This is a genomic window from Noviherbaspirillum massiliense JC206 (assembly GCF_000312045.1).
In the GTDB taxonomy this organism is placed as follows: Bacteria; Pseudomonadota; Gammaproteobacteria; order Burkholderiales; family Burkholderiaceae_D; genus Noviherbaspirillum; species Noviherbaspirillum massiliense.
In genome coordinates this window covers 1,222,289-1,239,343 of the sequence record NZ_HE978634.1, presented here as the reverse complement: position 1 = coordinate 1,239,343, position 17,055 = coordinate 1,222,289, and the positions used below count along the sequence as shown (strand labels likewise).

Here is a 17,055-nt window from a genome sequence, read left to right as displayed (position 1 = left end):
TCCATGAGCAATCACAACGAAAACGCAACGCCGGTTCAGGATGAGAATTCCATCATCGCCGAGCGCCGCACCAAGCTGGCCGCGATCCGGGAACAAGGCGTGGCTTTCCCGAACGATTTCCGTCCACAGGACAAGGCAGCCGACCTGCATGCCCGCTACGACGGGTCGAGCAATGAAGAACTCGAAGCGCAGCCGGTCAAGGTCTCGGTCGCCGGCCGCATGATGCTCAAGCGCGTAATGGGCAAGGCTTCCTTCGCCACCATCCAGGACGCGTCCGGCCTGAAAGCCGACGGCCGCATCCAGCTCTACATCACCAACGACATGGCAGGCGAGGAAACCCACGCCGCCTTCAAGCATTACGATCTCGGCGACATCCTCGGCGCGGAAGGTACCTTGTTCAAGACCAAGACCGGGGAACTGTCGATCAAGGTCACTGCACTGCGCCTGCTGACCAAGTCGCTGCGCCCCCTGCCCGACAAGTTCCACGGTCTGGCGGACCAGGAAGTGAAATATCGCCAGCGCTATGTCGACCTGATCACGAGCGAGGAAACACGCCGCACCTTCAAGGCGCGTACTGCCGCGATTTCATCGATCCGGCGCTTCATGGCCGAGCACGGCTTCATGGAAGTGGAAACGCCGATGCTGCACCCAATTCCCGGCGGAGCGGCGGCCAAGCCTTTCGTCACCCACCACAATGCGCTCGACATGGAAATGTTCCTGCGCATCGCGCCCGAACTGTATCTGAAGCGCCTGGTGGTCGGCGGTTTCGAACGGGTCTTCGAAATCAACCGCAACTTCCGCAACGAGGGCGTGTCGCCGCGGCACAACCCGGAATTCACGATGATGGAATTCTATGCGGCCTATGTCGATTACAAATGGCTGATGGATTTCACCGAAGCAGTGATCCGCCAGGCGGCAATCGATGCCCATGGTACGGCACGCCTTACCTATCAGGGCCGCGAACTCGATCTGGGCAAACCCTTCCAGCGGCTGACCATTGTCGGCGCCATCAACAAATACGCACCGCATTACACCAACGAACAGCTGCATGACGCAGCCTTCCTGAAAGCCGAGCTGAAGAAGTTCGGCGTCGAGCCGCTTGCTACTGCAGGACTCGGCGCGCTGCAGCTCGCTCTCTTCGAAGAAACTGCCGAAGCACAGCTTTGGGAACCGACCTACATCGTCGATTATCCGGTCGAAGTCTCGCCGCTGGCGCGCGCTTCCGATACCGTTCCTGGCATTACCGAGCGCTTCGAGCTGTTCATTACAGGCCGCGAAATCGCCAACGGCTTTTCCGAGCTGAACGATCCCGAGGACCAGGCGGCGCGCTTCCAGGCGCAGGTCGAAGCCAAGGATGCAGGCGACGAGGAAGCGATGTACTTCGACGCTGACTATATCCGCGCGCTCGAATACGGCCTGCCGCCCACCGGTGGATGCGGCATCGGCATCGACCGCTTGATGATGCTGATCACCGATTCTCCGAATATCCGCGACGTGATCCTGTTTCCGCACCTGCGGCGCGAGGACTGAGCGCATTCCATCTGACATTGCGAAGCACGAAAACGGGACCGAAGACGGTCCCGTTTTCATTTCTGCATTTGATAAAAATCCAGGCAATTGCAATTTCAAAAACGCCTGTTACATGGCCTTACAGCTTACACATTCAGCTCGTTCCATTGCTGCGGCGAAGCATTGATAATCAATGCGTACAGTTGCACATGCAAGTCCGATTCAAAGGAGGTAAATCATGGACGCCGATAAGACACCGACCCGCATTCATCCCTTGATGGCTGGTGCAGCGATTGCTGTCATGCTGGTCAGCTTGACAGGAGTTGCAGCAATGACCGGATTGCTTCCGAACTCCCACAGTTCCAATCCGCCGGCCACTGCGAGCACGGCATCGCAGGCGCAACTCGCGTCGGCAGCATCCCCATCCGAATCGGCCACTGCGCCGTCCGCGGATGATTCCGCTGGCGGCGCCGGCAAGACACAAGACAAGGCCGCCTCCAAATACCGCAATCCGTCCACATCCGCAACCTCGAGTACTTCTTCGCATGCGCGTCCGGCGTATTCCAGCACTGCGCAAGCACCCAGCGTCTGCAACAGCTGCGGCAGGGTTGAGGCGGTGCAGGCTATACAGCAGCAGGGCCAGGGCAGCGGTATCGGCATCGCTGCCGGCGCATTGGTCGGCGGCGTTCTGGGCAATCAGGTTGGCGGCGGCAATGGTCGCAAGCTAGCGACAGTGGCTGGCGCGGTCGGCGGCGGCTTTGCCGGTAATGAAGTTGAAAAGCGTGCACGTGCCACCACGTCGTATCAGGTACGCGTGCGCCTGGACAATGGCCATGTCCGCACCTTTACCTATGCAAAGCAGCCTGCGTGGGGCGTGGGCGACCGGGTGCGCATCGTCGATGGACATCTGACTTCGAATGCATAAGCATTGCGCGAAGAGGCATGGTAATGAGGCGGCTTTCATGCCGCCTTTTTTGATTTCGAGAACAGGACGATGACAGAGATGCCGTCAAATTGATCGCCGGCGCCACAGTAAAAAAATGCAAGCTTGACGTAACCCGGACACGAGCAAAAAATATTCTATGATTTGTCATTGTCGAAAGCTGGTTCCAATTCCCTGATCGATGGCATCATTGACCGCACAGGGAGCGCGCATTGATAGCAATGATGCGCGTGCTCTCCGGAGGAATTGGCGTTGACTTCATGCAGTTGGGTTTGTGAAACTTTTCTTTTCAGAAAGGGATAGCAGTGACCATGGCCGGAAATAAATTTACCAGCATGAATGAACTGCACCAGCGTACTGCTGAAAAGGAAAAAGCCAAGTCCCGCACGGTCCAGCTTGACCCGCTTTCCTCCAGCCTGCATACAAGTTTTTCCGAGTACTCGCTGCACGAGACGAGATTGGAGGCATACGGCTCGTCCATGCCGCATTCGCGCGCAGAACTTGAAGCACGCCTTGCTTTCTATACCGACCTTTATGAATCGGCTCCGTTCGCCTATTTCACCCTGACCCGTCAGGGCACCATCACTAGCGCCAATCCTGCGGCAGCCGGCCTGCTGGGACTGGCACGCCGGGATCTGCTGGGCGGCAGACTCAACGATTTCGTGGTGCCGGAGTCGCGGCTATGCTTTCAAGCTTTTCTGGACAAAGTCTTCAACGAGCGCAGCAAGCGCGCCACCGAAGTGGCATTGGTGAATGGAAGCAGGCAGATATTTCACGTCCACCTTGAGGCTGTGACTGACCAGCGGCAGCAGACCTGCAGAATCAGCGCGATCGATATTAGTGAGCGCAGGAAAGAAGAACTGGCCTTGGCGGAGAACGAGCGGCAGTTGCGGAACATGATCGACACGCTGCCGGTTCTGATGTGGATGTCTGACCATGACAACTCCTGTTCTTGGGTCAACAAGGGCTGGCTGGACTTCACCGGACGTACACTGGAGGCAGCGCTTGGCACGGGCTGGATGCGGGATATCCATCCGGATGACTTGCCGGCATGCCTTGACGTGCAGGCAGCGGCGTCCCGCGTACGCGAGGCGTTCAGCCTGGAATACAGGTTGCGGAACCAGGACGGCAAATACAGCCATGTGCTGGCAAAAGCGTGCCCTCGATTTTCGCCTTCGGGTCAGTTCCTCGGTTTCATTGGAAGCTGCACGGATATTTCGGAACAAAAAAGCATTGAAGAATCGCTCGAGCAATCCCATCGCATGCTGCGCCATCTAGTGTCCTACCAGGAGCGCGTCAGGGAAGATGAACGCAAGCGGATTGCCCGGGAAATCCACGACGACCTGGGGCAAAATCTGCTGGCGCTCCGAATCGATGTGGCCATGCTCGATAGCCGCACCGCAAGGACGCATCCACGTCTGAATGAAAAGGTGAAAGTGGCGCTTGGCCATATCGATGCCACCATGAAGGCGGTCCGGGCAGCCATCAACAACCTCCGCCCGACGGTACTTGATCTTGGTCTGAATGCCGCGATCGAATGGCAAGTCAGGGAATTCCAGCGCCGCAGCGGCATCAGCTGCGGCCTGCAGGTGGACGGCAAGGACTTTTGCCTGGATGACGACCGCGCCACCGCCCTGTTCCGCATCCTTCAGGAATCCCTCAACAATGTCGTGCGCCACGCTCAGGCGACCCATGTAGACATCGAAGTGCGCCGGGATGGCGACAAGGTCTGCATGCAGGTAGCGGATAACGGTGTCGGCATCTATCCCGGCTGCCGCAGGAAGGCGAACGCTTTCGGGTTAATCGGCATCGAGGAACGCGTCAACGCGCTTGGAGGACACCTGGCCATTGCCAGCGATCCGGACAAAGGCACCACGCTGACGGTATCGATATCAATCCCGGCGGACAAGGCGCACTGACTTTAGCGCCGACTGACTTTCGGATGCGCCGCCGTAGTGCCGGTGGCAGCGCACCTGCTCACGATATGCACCGGCTTGTGAAAGCGCCGCCATACCGCCGGCCAGCATCAAAATCCTGGCGATAAAAACTGCATCCACCGCCCCGAGATAGCATCAGTTCCGGTCGCGGGCTCCCCTCACATTGGAAGTGCGGACGCTCAGCGGGCTTCCTCGATCCAGGCCATCTGGATCGCTTCCAGAATCTTTTCGCTCGAGCGATGAGGATCATCATCGAAACCATCCAGCTCGCAGACCCACTTGTGCAAATCCGTAAAGCGGATCGTCAAGGGATCAATATCCGGAAATTTCTCGTTCAGCTCTTCAGCGATACGAATGGTATCTGTCCATTTCATGATTCAACTCCCCGTTAGGTGCGAAGCAGGATGCAGGTAACGACTGCGCTGGCAGGCGAGCCAGGCAATCCATGTGACTGAACTGCCTGAGCAACTTTCGTTTAATGATTCTCGCTCACCTGGTTGATCGTGTATTTCGGAATCTCGACGACCAGGTCTTCCTCGCCGACGACCGCCTGGCAGGAAAGTCGCGAAGTCGCTTCAAGTCCCCAGGCCTTGTCCAGCAAATCCTCTTCCTTTTCCTCCGCTTCATTGAGCGAATCGAAGCCTTCCCTGACCACTACGTGGCAAGTGGTACAGGCGCAGGATTTTTCGCAGGCATGCTCGATCTCGATGTCGTTCTCGAGCAATGCGTCACATATGGACTTGCCTGCGGGCGCCTCGATCACGGCGCCTTCGGGACACAGGGAAGCGTGGGGAAGTACAACGATTTGCGGCACTTGGATTACCTCGATAATATCGCATCCCGGTGATGCCCGCCGTCTTGGTATTGCACGCCTGTTGTTGGCGAAGCGGGCCGGTCCGGAATGCCGTTATGAAAATTGTTCAGGCGACTTCGTCGAGCCTCTTGCCGGCCAGGGCATCATGCACGCTGCGGTCCATGCGCCGCGCGGCGAACTCTTCCGTGCCATGCGCAAGCGCCTCCACCGCGGCCTTGATTGCGTCATGGTCGTCGCCTTTCGCCGTTTGCCCCAGCGCATCCATCAAGGCCAGCACATTGGCCCGCTCTTCCTCGGACAGCAGCGCTCCATCCGCGTCCAGTGCCGACTGGGTCGCTATCAGAATGCGTTCCGCCTCGACCTGCTGCTCGCGCAGAGCGCGCAGCTTCATGTCGGTGTCAGCCGACGCAAAGGAATCCTGCAGCATCTGCGCAATCTGCTCGTCGCCAAGGCCGTAGGAAGGCTTCACGTTGATCGAAGCCTGCACGCCGGAGCGCAATTCGCGCGCGGACACCGACAGCAAACCATCAGCATCGACCTGGTATGTCACGCGGATCCGGGCAGCGCCGGCTGCCATCGGCGGGATGCCGCGCAATTCGAACCGCGCGAGCGAGCGGCAATCACTGACCAGTTCGCGCTCGCCCTGTACGACATGGATGGCCATCGCGGTCTGTCCATCCTTGAAGGTGGTGAATTCCTGCGCGCGCGCGCAAGGAATCGTCGAATTGCGAGGGATGACCTTTTCCACCAGGCCGCCCATGGTTTCGATGCCAAGCGACAGCGGGATCACATCGAGCAGCAGCCAGTCATCGCCGGGAGCACGATTGCCGGCAAGCAGATTGGCCTGGATAGCGGCGCCGAGCGCAACCACCTTGTCCGGATCGATGTTTGCCAGCGGTGTCGTCTGCAGGAATTCGCCGACCGCCTTGCGCACATGCGGCATGCGGGTTGCGCCGCCGACAAGCACCACGCCGTCGACGTCTTCCGCCGTCAGGCCTGCGTCGCGCAATGCTTTCCTGGTCGGCACAAGCGTCTTGGCGACCAGATGCTGGGTAATCTCGGCGAAGATTCCTGCCGTAATTTCGAGATGCACCTCCTCGCCCGAAGCAAGCACTGCATCGATCCGCGTGGCTGCTTGCGACGACAGCAATTCCTTGGCCTCGCGTGCCTTGACCATCAACAGGCGGAAGTCCTTGTCTGACAAGGGCGCAAGCCGGGCCTGCTCAATGATCCAGCACACGAGCCGATGATCGAAATCGTCGCCGCCGAGGGCAGAATCGCCTCCGGTAGAAAGCACTTCGAACACGCCACGTGTCAGCTTGAGGATGGAAATATCGAAGGTGCCGCCGCCGAGATCGTAGACGGCATAAATGCCTTCGGAGCCATTGTCCAGGCCGTAGGCAATCGCCGCTGCCGTGGGTTCGTTCAGCAGGCGCAGCACATTCAGTCCCGCCAGCTGCGCGGCATCCTTGGTCGCCTGTCTCTGCGCATCGTCGAAATAGGCCGGGACCGTGATCACGGCGCCAACAAGCTCGTCGCCCAGCGCATCCTCGGCCCGCTGCCGCAGCGTTGCGAGAATCTCGGCCGACACTTCCACCGGGCTTTTGATGCCTGCTACGGTTTTCAGCTGCACCATGCCCGGCGCATCGACGAAATCGTAGGGGAGGTTCTCTGCATGAGCAATGTCCTTCAGCCCACGGCCCATGAAGCGCTTGACGGAAACGACGGTGTTCTTGGGATCGACCGTTTGCACCGCCTGCGCCTTGTATCCGATTTGGGCATGGCCATTTGGAAGGTAGCGCACGATGGACGGCAATAGCGCCCTGCCCTCTTCATCGTGCAGTACTTCCGGGATGCTGTTGCGAACGGTCGCAACCAGTGAATTGGTCGTACCCAGGTCGATGCCGACTGCCAGCCGCCGCTGGTGCGGCGCAGTAGACATGCCGGGTTCGGAGATTTGCAGAAGAGCCATGGTGATTTTTCAGATTAGAGCCAAACGCTGCAGCCAAATTCATGGGCTTTTGAGATTCCTGCGATGGCAAGACGCGACATGAAAGCCTCGGCGCACAACGGCCTCATCCTTCCAGCCTTTCAAAGACAAGTGCCACTTCTTCGTCCAGCTTTTCCAGGAACATCAGCTGGCGTACATACTGTGCGGCCGCGGGAAAATCCTGCGCGTCCAGGAGCTCGCCGATCCGCGCCACTTCCGCCTTCCTGGCTGCATTCAACTCCTGCTCCAGTCTCTGCAGAGCAGCCACATCCTTTGCCGCCTTCGCATCCTCGAGCATTTCGCGCCACTCCATTTGCTGCATCAGGAATTCCTTTGGCATCGCCGTATTGGATTCGGTTTGCAGGTCTATGCCATTCAATTGGCACAGGTAAGCAGCACGCCTGAACGGATTCCTGAGCGTCTGGTAAGCCTCGTTGGCGCGCGTAGCCCACTGCATTGCAACCCGTTTTTCCGCATCGGTTGCGTTTGCGAACTTGTCGGGATGCACGCGGTTCTGCACTTCGCGGTATGCCCTGTCAAGGGCATTCACATCGAGCGCGAAGCGCTGCGGCAAATGGAACAGTTCGAAGTGGTTTTGCATGGTCATTTAAAACAAAAGCCTGTCCGAACTTCAACAGGCTCGAGGAAGGCGAAGTGCGCAGATGAGATAATAGAACGCGAAATTCACGCCTTTCAAATGCGAAAGCTTTCGCCGCAGCCGCATTCGTCCTTGACATTGGGATTGTTGAACTTGAAGCCTTCGTTCAGTCCTTCCCGCGCGAAGTCGAGCTCGGTACCATCGATATAAGGGAGGCTTTTCGGGTCGACGAAAACCTTGACGCCGTGAGATTCGAATACCTGGTCTTCCGGAACGCTCTCATCCACATATTCAAGCTTGTACGCCAGGCCGGAACATCCGGTCGTTCGTACGCCAAAGCGCAGGCCGATGCCCTTGCCGCGCCTCTCCAAATAGCGATTGACGTGCTTTGCCGCTTTTTCAGTCAATGTGATTGCCATAACACCTTTACCTATACTCTTCATCTCACTCCGACAGGTCCGGAGTTCGGGCGCTGCATCTCACTCAGGCAGCGCAACCGGTTCCGGCCTGGCAGGATTGACCAATCAGGCTGCTTCCTTCGAAGCCACGCCGTGCTTGGCCTTGTAATCGCTCACTGCAGCCTTGATCGCATCTTCGGCCAGGATCGAGCAGTGGATCTTCACCGGGGGCAAAGCCAGCTCTTCCGCGATCTGCGTATTCTTGATCGACATGGCCTGATCGAGGGTCTTGCCCTTTACCCACTCGGTTACCAGCGACGACGAAGCAATCGCAGAACCGCAACCGTAAGTCTTGAATTTCGCGTCCTCGATCACGCCGTTGGCACCAACCTTGATCTGCAGCTTCATCACGTCGCCGCAAGCCGGCGCGCCGACCATGCCGGTTCCAACCGATTCATCACCCTTTTCGAAAGAACCAACATTGCGGGGGTTCTCGTAGTGATCCAAAACTTTTGCTGAATAAGACATTTGATGCTCCTTTAACTTGACAGGTCAGTGTGCAGCCCACTCGATGGTGCTCAGGTCGATTCCATCCTTGTGCATCTCCCACAGCGGAGAGAGTTCGCGCAATTTGGCGACCTTCTCCTTGATGAGATTCACCGTGAAATCGATATCCTCTTCTGTGGTAAAGCGGCCGATCGTGAATCGGATCGAGCTATGTGCCAACTCATCGCTGCGGCCCAGTGCGCGCAGCACATAAGATGGTTCGAGGCTGGCCGAGGTGCAAGCCGAGCCGGATGACACCGCGATATCCTTGATCGCCATGATCAGCGATTCGCCTTCGACGTAATTGAAGCTCACGTTCAGGTTGTGCGGAACGCGATGCTCCATGTCGCCGTTGATATAGACTTCTTCGATTTCCAGCAAGCCTTTGGCGAGGCGGTCGCGCAGCGCCTTGATACGCGCCAATTCGCTATCCATCTCTTCCTTGGCGATACGGAAGGCTTCCCCCATGCCGACGATCTGGTGCGTCGCCAAGGTGCCGGAGCGCAAACCGCGCTCGTGACCGCCGCCATGCATCTGCGCCTCGATCCGCACGCGCGGCTTGCGGCGCACATACAGCGCACCGATGCCTTTCGGCCCATATGTTTTGTGCGCCGAGAACGACATCAGGTCAACCTTCCACTTTTCCAGGTCGATATGCACCTTGCCGGTTGCCTGCGCGGCGTCGCAATGGAAAATAATGCCTTTCGAGCGGCATAGTTCGCCGATTTCCGGAATCGGCTGAATCACGCCGATTTCGTTATTGACCAGCATGACCGATACCAGAATCGTGTCCGGACGAATCGCTTCCTGCAGCTGCTCGAGCGTGATCAGGCCGTTGTCCTGCGGCTGCAGGTAAGTCGCCTCGAAACCTTGCCGTTCCAACTCGCGCACCGTGTCGAGCACTGCCTTGTGCTCGGTCTTGACGGTGATGATGTGCTTGCCCTTAGTCTTGTAAAACTGTGCGGCGCCTTTCAGCGCCAGGTTGTTGCTTTCCGTTGCGCCGGACGTCCAGATGATTTCGCGCGGATCGGCATTGACCAGTGCCGCCACATTGGCACGGGCTTCTTCCACCGCCTTCTCGGCGCTCCATCCATACATATGGCTGCGCGAGGCGGGATTGCCGAACTGCTCGCGCAGATAGGGAATCATTTTGTCGGCGACACGCGGATCAACCGGCGTGGTTGCCGAGTAATCCATGTAAATCGGGAAATGCGGCGCCTTGATCGTATCAATCAGGCTTTGTTTCAGGGGGGCGTTCATTCGTATGTCACTCCAATCAAACTGTCACTGGGGGCCGGTGCATCACGACCACATTCTGTTCGGCGCTCTTCTGCTTCTGTTTCTGCTGGTCGACGAGGTCTTGCAGCGACACGGAATCCAGATATTCGACCATCTTTGCGTTCAGCGTTGCCCATAAATCATGGGTCATGCAGCGCGTGCCATGCTCGTGATCGCCGCTATGGCAATTTTCCTTGCCGCCACACTGAGTCGCATCGAGAGGCTCGTCCACGGCGATAATGATGTCGGCCACGGTCACATCTTCGGCGCGGCGCGCCAGAACATATCCGCCTCCCGGGCCGCGTACCGACTCGACAATCTCGTGCCGACGCAGCTTGCCAAACAATTGCTCAAGGTAGGAGAGCGAAATCTCCTGCCGTTGGCTGATTGCGGAAAGCGTGACGGGGCCTTTGTCCTCGCGCAGCGCCAGATCAATCATTGCCGTAACCGCAAATCGACCTTTTGTAGTCAAACGCATAAAACTTTCACTCCGACGCGAAACCTCATTCAATCAAGGAAATTCCTTAATCCCGAGCGTTTTCGTCAAGTATAACAAAGTTGAGTGTTTTTGTCAGGTATTGTCGGCGGGCGCGGAAGGATCAATCGAGACAAACCGCGGGATCATGCGAAGGCTGGTTGAAGCTGTCAGCTTGGGCACTGCGAAAAAGATTTGGCGCTGGCCATGTCGTCCATTGCAAAGATGCAATATTTTACACACTCGCGACATACTTTGCTCAGGCCTTGATGGACATTCCAGCGGCAGCTTGCTACTGCATTTTTAAGCGCACAAATACCAGGTAAAAGACAGGATCGGCGCGATACGAAGAGCCCATTGCCGAGGGCACACGATACTTGGCGGCCAGGGCACCAATATCAAGTCCAGATCCGGAACTGCCGCCCGCATTATAAAAGTAACCCAAGGTGAACTTACTCACCTTGGAAATCTGCTTCTGGATCGGACCGCTCTCCCGCATCAGCATATCGCTCCCTACCTGCTCCACGCGCCCAAAAAATGTGTGTGCGGAATTGACTTGGAAAATCGATTCCATCAGATAGCCGAGAGTCGGTTCGTGATAACTCCGGGCAGTGCGCCCCCATGCCAACGTGGTCCGCCATGCCTCGATACTGTAGGTTGCCGCCAAGGCCGTACGGCGGACCTTTTCGCCAGCCTCAAATTGATCCAGACTGCTCAGGTAGCGACGAGCGAGTTGCACTGTCCAGTTGCTGGACGGCCTGTAGGAAAGTGTCTCGGATGAGACGCGCAGTTTCGGGGATTCGGCATCCAATGGATTCTTTTCTGCCATTCGTATGGTGGCCGTGCTCCCTTCGAGCCTGAAATCATGCCAGACGTAGCCGAAGGCAAGCATGGGCCCCATGCCGTCTGCCGCCTTCAGCCAGTCACGGGCATTTAATCGGGCACTGCCCGAATCGAATAGCGCATAAGCGGGAAAAGCACGCCAGCCGTACCCCGTGCCATCCGGCTCTCCCGCATAAGCGAACCACGTGCCGCTTGCCTTCGTTGCGCCAAGCCGTGTGTAAGAAATACTGCCCTTCGCCAAATGCTCGGCGTTAGTCATCCAGCCCGCCGTCAATGGGTGCCGTACCAGGCGCGACATGCCAGAAAACTCGATACTTTCCTCCGAGTCTTCCTCCAGGAAAGTGGAAGCTTGGCCGGCATGGATGGACATTGGCGAGGCCTGCATAGGATTCGGCGACACAAGCCCTTGTGCAGCTGTCGGTAACACCCCCAGCCACACGCCGTATCCCGCCAGCACTGCTTTCGCCATTCTTCCCAGGCGCCCCAAGTACCGCATTGCATCCATGCGCTTCGTCGAAAAGGCCTCATAACAGAACTTTCCGGCAGACTGCTCCTGCCGGCAAATATCTGCTCAAAGTATTTCACTGCTGGCCAAGCGGATTTTGAGGAAAAGCAGAACCTTATCCCGCTTAGCTGCACAGGGACGAAAAGGGAGACGATACAAAAGGCAGGCGGACCCGGCGTTCAGCGCGCCACTTCCCTGCTTTGGGAGAGCAGGCTGATCAATCCGCTGCATGCGTCCTCGATGTAATCCAGGACTGCTTCAAAGTCAGCATCGCTGCGGCAATATGGATCAGGCACGAAGGGCACCTTGTATTTCTTAGCATAGTTCATCAGCAGACGAATTTTCGGCAGGTGGGTGAGCGCACAGTTGCTTTGCAAATGCTCGAGATTGTCCAAATCCATGGCGAGCAAAAGGTCGAACTCATCATAATCGCGCTTTGAAATCTGGCGCGCTCGCATCGCCGTCAAGTCGTAACCGCGCTTTTGGGCTGCCGCTATCGCACGCGGATCGGGAAGCTTCCCTGCGTGGAAATCATGCGTCCCGGCAGAATCGACCGTCACCTGACCTTCCAACCCCGCCCTTTTGAGAAACACACGCATGACAGCAACCGCCGTCGGCGAGCGGCATATGTTTCCCGTGCAAACAAAGAGAATTCTGGATGGAGTCATTGCTTGTCTTCGCACTGTGCCAAAGATTCCGAATCGGCATAGGAAGACTATCTTTATGTCACTTCATTGTGACCGGTATGATCTTGCACAAGCGACATGCAATCTCCGCCCATTGCGTGACCAGATCTGCGGGTGCCACCGAGAATACTTCTCAACAGACCAATCCCGGTCTTTGCAAGGACAGCTATTTTTTTAGCAGATGCATGGGCCCGAAGAGTTGCTGCATCGTCTGATTGCCAATGAAGGAGAGATTGTAGGGATGCTCGGATGCCAGCTTCGGCAAGCTGTGAGTTTCGGGCAAGGCGTCAAGCTGTTCTGCGATTTTCCCCCACAACACGAGTGTCGGAGGACCATGCCGGTCGTCAGATCGGGTTGCCAGGGCCGCCAGCACGGTGCGCATGAAGGGGCGCCAAGCCCGTGCATCTTTGATTGGAGGCACATGCGGGCGATATACCAGCGTTGCATTCAGCAAGAGAAAGCCATGGCGGGTGAGATTCGCCTGCAGCTCGGTCAATGTCTGGATGAAGGGGGACCCAATCGCGCGCGCTTTGGCCGACACCTCTGCCATCGATTCGCCGGAAGTGTTCTCGACCGTCAGATAGCCATCTGCCACCAGTAGCATCTTCATGAAATTCCGTAGCGAAGTCGCGCGATTGACTTGCTTTGACAGCCCCTTTTCCGACCATAGCGCCTCAACGGCGCCGTCCATGAAGCAAACGCCGGTTGCGCTCTCTTCCCTTGGATAAGGCCCCTCTCCCATCAACACATAGCGCACCGATTCCACGGGCAGCGAAAAAGCGGCGAATATCCTGCCCCGGGTCGGCAGGAAATCGTCCTTGGCCAATGCGGGCAAATATGCGGGGTCGGCATCCGCGATTGCCTCCAACCCGGTCGAAATGATGTTGCGCCAGGACGGATGGACGGATGAAAGAAGATCCAGGAATACAGTGGGAATGTGAGTGGCCATGGCGGGCAATATAGCAGGGGAAAGCCCGATTTTAATGCCGCCATGCCAACAGGCGCGCCGACCAAAGACAAACTTTGCCTATGCCGGCGCGCCGTGTCTTATGGCTGGCTTATTTTCCCAGCAGCGACACCACATTATCCGCACCGGGAGCACCAAACAACTGCTCTTTCAGTACATGCAGCTGATCGCGCACTTGAGCAGCTTTCTCGAACTCGAGGTTCTTCGCATGCTCGACCATCAGCTTTTCCAGTCGCTTGATTTCCTTGCTCACCTGCTTCTCGCTCATCGCCTCGTACTTGGCCTGCTCCTGGGCGGCCTGAAGCTCTTCGCGCACTTCCTGCGGATCGTAGACGCCATCGATGAGCTCCTTGATTTCCTTCTTGACACCTCGCGGCGTGATGTTGTTGGCCTTGTTAAAGGCAATCTGCTTGGCCCGACGGCGCTCTGTCTCGTCGATGGCGCGCCGCATTGAATCCGTCACCTTGTCGGCATAGAGAATCGCCGTGCCATGCAGGTTGCGGGCAGCGCGACCGATGGTCTGAATCAGGCTGCGCTCGGAGCGCAGAAAGCCTTCCTTGTCCGCATCGAGGATCGCCACCAGCGACACTTCAGGAATATCCAGGCCTTCGCGCAGCAGGTTGATGCCAACAAGCACATCGAAAGTGCCGATACGCAGGTCACGAATGATCTCCACTCGCTCCACGGTATCGATGTCGCTGTGCAGGTAACGCACCTTGATGCCGTTGTCACTCAAGAATTCGGTCAACTGCTCGGCCATGCGCTTGGTGAGCGTTGTCACCAGCACCCGCTGGTTCTTTTTCACCCGGTCGGTGATCTCCGACATTAGATCATCGACCTGGGTGCTGGCCGGACGCACGATAATCGCCGGGTCGACAAGACCAGTGGGACGTACCACCTGCTCGACCACCTGGCCGGTATGCGCGTTTTCATAGTCGGCAGGCGTGGCGGACACGAAGATGGTCTGCCGCATCTTGGACTCGAATTCCTCGAACTTCAGCGGACGGTTGTCCAATGCCGACGGCAGGCGAAAACCGTAATCGACGAGATTGGTCTTGCGTGCGCGGTCGCCGTTGTACATCCCGTTGAACTGACCCAGCAACACATGCGATTCGTCGAGGAACATCAGCGCATCCTGGGGCAAATAATCCACCAGAGTCGGCGGCGGCTCTCCGGGCTTCGCGCCGCTCAGATGGCGCGAATAGTTTTCGATCCCCTTGGTGAAGCCGATTTCCGCCATCATCTCGATATCGAAGCGGGTGCGCTGTTCCAGCCGCTGCTCCTCGACCAGCTTGCCCTCCTTGCGGAACCATTCGAGCCGATCGCGCAATTCTTCCTTGATGCTCTCTATTGCCCGCAACACCGTCGAACGCGGCGTCACGTAATGCGAACCGGGATAAATGGTGAACCGAGGAATCTTCTGCCGGACGCGTCCGGTCAGCGGATCGAACAACTGCAGGCTTTCGATTTCATCGTCGAACGTTTCGATGCGCAATGCCAATTCAGCATGTTCGGCCGGGAACACGTCGATGGTATCGCCCCGGACGCGGAAGGTGCCGCGGCTGAAATCGACCTCATTGCGCGTGTACTGCATCTGGATCAGGCGCGCGATCACGTCGCGCTGGCTGACCTTGTCCTTTGCGCGCAGGGTCAGGATCATCTGGTGGTATTCATTCGGATTACCGATACCGTAAATTGCGGAAACGGTGGCGACGATGACCACATCGCGACGCTCCATGAGCGACTTGGTGCAGGACAGACGCATCTGCTCGATGTGCTCGTTGATCGAGGAATCCTTCTCGATGAACAAGTCCCGCTGCGGAACATAAGCTTCCGGCTGATAGTAGTCGTAGTAGCTGACGAAATATTCGACCGCGTTTTGCGGAAAGAACTCGCGGAACTCGCTGTACAGTTGGGCGGCAAGCGTCTTGTTCGGCGCAAACACGATCGCAGGCCGGCCGACGCGTGCAATCACGTTTGCCATCGTGTAGGTCTTGCCGGAACCGGTCACTCCGAGCAGTGTCTGAAATGAGAGGCCGTCCTCGATTCCTTCCACGAGCTTGTCGATCGCCGCCGGCTGGTCGCCAGCTGGCGGAAAGGGTTGATAAAGTCGATAGGGAGAGCCGGGGAAAGTGACGATTTTGGATTCGTCGATTTGACTGGTAACTTGGGATAAATCTGCCATGGGTATTCGACCTTTGGTAGAATAATTAGTTGCACATTGGCGCCCGGCTTATGGCTCGGCGCCTGATACAACCCGGCTGCAAACATGCTTTTGCAGCGAATTTTTCATGTTATCACGATGAGCCAATCCCCCTCCGCCTCACTGTTTTCCGCCATTGAAATGGCGCCACGCGATCCGATTCTCGGCATTACCGAAGCATTCAATGCCGACAAGAATCCGAACAAGATCAACCTCGGTGTCGGCGTCTACTATGACGACAATGGCAAGGTGCCGCTGCTCGAATGCGTGCGCAAGGCTGAAGCGCAATTGATGGAAAAATCGTCACCGCGCACCTACCTCCCGATCGAAGGCCTGGCTGCATATGACAAGGCGGTCCAGGAACTGGTATTTGGAGCCGACAGTGCAGTTATTCAAGAAAAAAGAGCGGTGACGGTGCAGGCGCTTGGCGGTACCGGCGCACTGAAATTGGGGGCCGATTTCCTGAAGCGCTTCTCGCCGCAGTCGCAAGTATGGATCAGCGATCCGAGCTGGGAAAACCATCGTGCGCTGTTTGAATCCGCTGGCTTCAGCGTCAATAATTACCCCTACTATGATCCGTCAACACGGGGCGTCAATTTCGCGAGCATGCTGAAAGCCTTGCAGGAAATGCCAGCTGGCTCCATCGTGCTGCTGCATGCTTGCTGCCACAATCCCACCGGCGCCGACCTGAGCGAAGATCAGTGGACGCAGGTCATCGAAGTCATCGCCGAGCGCGGCCTGATCCCCTTCCTGGACATGGCATACCAGGGTTTCGGAGACGGCATCGAAGCCGACGGCAAGGTCGTGCGCCGCTTTGCGGAAGCAGGCGGGCCGCTGTTCGTGTCGAATTCTTTTTCGAAATCGTTCTCGCTGTACGGCGAGCGCGTCGGCGCACTGAGCATTGTCGCAGTCAGCCAGGAGGAAGCGGCCCGCGTATTGTCACAACTGAAACGCGTCGTGCGCACCAATTACTCCAATCCTCCGACTCATGGCGGGCAGGTGGTCGCCACCGTGTTGTCCAGCCCGGAATTGCGCAAGCTGTGGGAAGACGAATTGGCCGCAATGCGCTTGCGCATTCGCGCAATGCGTGAAGCCTTCGTCAACAAGCTCAAGGAAAAGGCACCGAGCCACAATTTTGACTTTGTCATCAAGCAGCGCGGGATGTTTTCCTATTCAGGCTTGACCAAGGAACAAGTGCAGCGCTTGCGGGAAGGCTTTTCGATTTATGCAGTGGATACCGGTCGGATTTGCATCGCCGCTTTGAATTCGCACAACATTGACAATACTGTCGATGCGATTGCGAAGGTGCTCTGATTTCCGGAACAAAAAAACAGCAAAAAATTGCACCAAGGTTTTGACAAAG

Annotated in this window: 16 protein-coding genes; 4 read left to right on the top strand and 12 right to left on the bottom strand. The window is 57.3% G+C overall.

Annotated features, from left to right (window positions below; translation table 11 throughout):
* Nucleotides 1–3: 3 nt before the first annotated feature.
* The 3 genes from lysS to HGHM_RS22220 all read left to right on the top strand — a co-directional run bounded on the left by lysS (nucleotide 4) and on the right by HGHM_RS22220 (nucleotide 4,371).
* Nucleotides 4–1,530, top strand: a complete 1,527-nt coding sequence (gene lysS / locus HGHM_RS06230) for a lysine--tRNA ligase (protein WP_019140654.1) — start codon at nucleotides 4–6, stop codon at nucleotides 1,528–1,530.
* Between the two features lie 217 nt (nucleotides 1,531–1,747).
* Nucleotides 1,748–2,434, top strand: a complete 687-nt coding sequence (locus tag HGHM_RS23810; RefSeq protein WP_019140653.1) for an outer membrane lipoprotein — start codon at nucleotides 1,748–1,750, stop codon at nucleotides 2,432–2,434.
* 329 nt (nucleotides 2,435–2,763) lie between these two features.
* Entirely contained in the window at nucleotides 2,764–4,371 is a 1,608-nt protein-coding gene (locus tag HGHM_RS22220) for a PAS domain-containing sensor histidine kinase (protein ID WP_019140652.1), read from the top strand.
* Nucleotides 4,372–4,568: 197 nt separating this feature from the next.
* Here HGHM_RS22220 and iscX read toward each other — a convergent pair whose 3' ends face one another.
* The 12 genes from iscX to uvrB all read right to left on the bottom strand — a co-directional run bounded on the left by iscX (nucleotide 4,569) and on the right by uvrB (nucleotide 15,674).
* Entirely contained in the window at nucleotides 4,569–4,763 is a 195-nt protein-coding gene (gene iscX, locus HGHM_RS06215) for a Fe-S cluster assembly protein IscX (protein ID WP_019140651.1), read from the bottom strand.
* Nucleotides 4,764–4,864: 101 nt separating this feature from the next.
* Nucleotides 4,865–5,203, bottom strand: a complete 339-nt coding sequence (gene fdx / locus HGHM_RS06210; protein WP_019140650.1) for an ISC system 2Fe-2S type ferredoxin — start codon at nucleotides 5,201–5,203, stop codon at nucleotides 4,865–4,867.
* A 106-nt stretch (nucleotides 5,204–5,309) separates the two neighbouring features.
* The gene (hscA, locus tag HGHM_RS06205) at nucleotides 5,310–7,175 is read right to left on the bottom strand and encodes a Fe-S protein assembly chaperone HscA (RefSeq protein WP_019140649.1); all 1,866 of its coding nucleotides are present in this window, start codon (nucleotides 7,173–7,175) and stop codon (nucleotides 5,310–5,312) included.
* 103 nt (nucleotides 7,176–7,278) lie between these two features.
* The gene (gene hscB / locus HGHM_RS06200) at nucleotides 7,279–7,794 is read right to left on the bottom strand and encodes a Fe-S protein assembly co-chaperone HscB (protein WP_026075749.1); all 516 of its coding nucleotides are present in this window, start codon (nucleotides 7,792–7,794) and stop codon (nucleotides 7,279–7,281) included.
* 92 nt (nucleotides 7,795–7,886) lie between these two features.
* The gene (gene iscA / locus HGHM_RS06195) at nucleotides 7,887–8,210 is read right to left on the bottom strand and encodes an iron-sulfur cluster assembly protein IscA (protein ID WP_019140647.1); all 324 of its coding nucleotides are present in this window, start codon (nucleotides 8,208–8,210) and stop codon (nucleotides 7,887–7,889) included.
* 105 nt (nucleotides 8,211–8,315) lie between these two features.
* A complete protein-coding gene (gene iscU, locus HGHM_RS06190; RefSeq protein WP_026075748.1) occupies nucleotides 8,316–8,717 on the bottom strand; it encodes a Fe-S cluster assembly scaffold IscU in 402 nt (133 codons plus the stop codon).
* Nucleotides 8,718–8,741: 24 nt separating this feature from the next.
* The gene (locus tag HGHM_RS06185) at nucleotides 8,742–9,995 is read right to left on the bottom strand and encodes an IscS subfamily cysteine desulfurase (protein ID WP_019140645.1); all 1,254 of its coding nucleotides are present in this window, start codon (nucleotides 9,993–9,995) and stop codon (nucleotides 8,742–8,744) included.
* Nucleotides 9,996–10,011: 16 nt separating this feature from the next.
* Complete coding sequence (iscR, locus tag HGHM_RS06180; protein WP_026075746.1) at nucleotides 10,012–10,491, bottom strand: Fe-S cluster assembly transcriptional regulator IscR; 480 nt, start codon at nucleotides 10,489–10,491, stop codon at nucleotides 10,012–10,014.
* Nucleotides 10,492–10,780: 289 nt separating this feature from the next.
* Nucleotides 10,781–11,800 carry a hypothetical protein gene (locus HGHM_RS06175; RefSeq protein ID WP_148415406.1) on the bottom strand — a complete coding sequence of 340 codons (1,020 nt, stop codon included), beginning with the start codon at nucleotides 11,798–11,800 and terminating at the stop codon, nucleotides 10,781–10,783.
* Nucleotides 11,801–12,015: 215 nt separating this feature from the next.
* Complete coding sequence (locus tag HGHM_RS06170; RefSeq protein ID WP_026075745.1) at nucleotides 12,016–12,504, bottom strand: low molecular weight protein-tyrosine-phosphatase; 489 nt, start codon at nucleotides 12,502–12,504, stop codon at nucleotides 12,016–12,018.
* Nucleotides 12,505–12,688: 184 nt separating this feature from the next.
* The gene (locus tag HGHM_RS06165) at nucleotides 12,689–13,471 is read right to left on the bottom strand and encodes a uracil-DNA glycosylase family protein (protein ID WP_019140641.1); all 783 of its coding nucleotides are present in this window, start codon (nucleotides 13,469–13,471) and stop codon (nucleotides 12,689–12,691) included.
* Between the two features lie 109 nt (nucleotides 13,472–13,580).
* Nucleotides 13,581–15,674, bottom strand: coding sequence for an excinuclease ABC subunit UvrB (gene uvrB, locus HGHM_RS06160; protein ID WP_019140640.1), 2,094 nt, complete (start codon nucleotides 15,672–15,674; stop codon nucleotides 13,581–13,583).
* 117 nt (nucleotides 15,675–15,791) lie between these two features.
* Here uvrB and HGHM_RS06155 point away from each other — a divergent pair, with 117 nt between their 5' ends.
* The gene (locus tag HGHM_RS06155; protein ID WP_019140639.1) at nucleotides 15,792–17,006 is read left to right on the top strand and encodes an amino acid aminotransferase; all 1,215 of its coding nucleotides are present in this window, start codon (nucleotides 15,792–15,794) and stop codon (nucleotides 17,004–17,006) included.
* The last annotated feature ends 49 nt before the right edge of the window (nucleotides 17,007–17,055 follow it).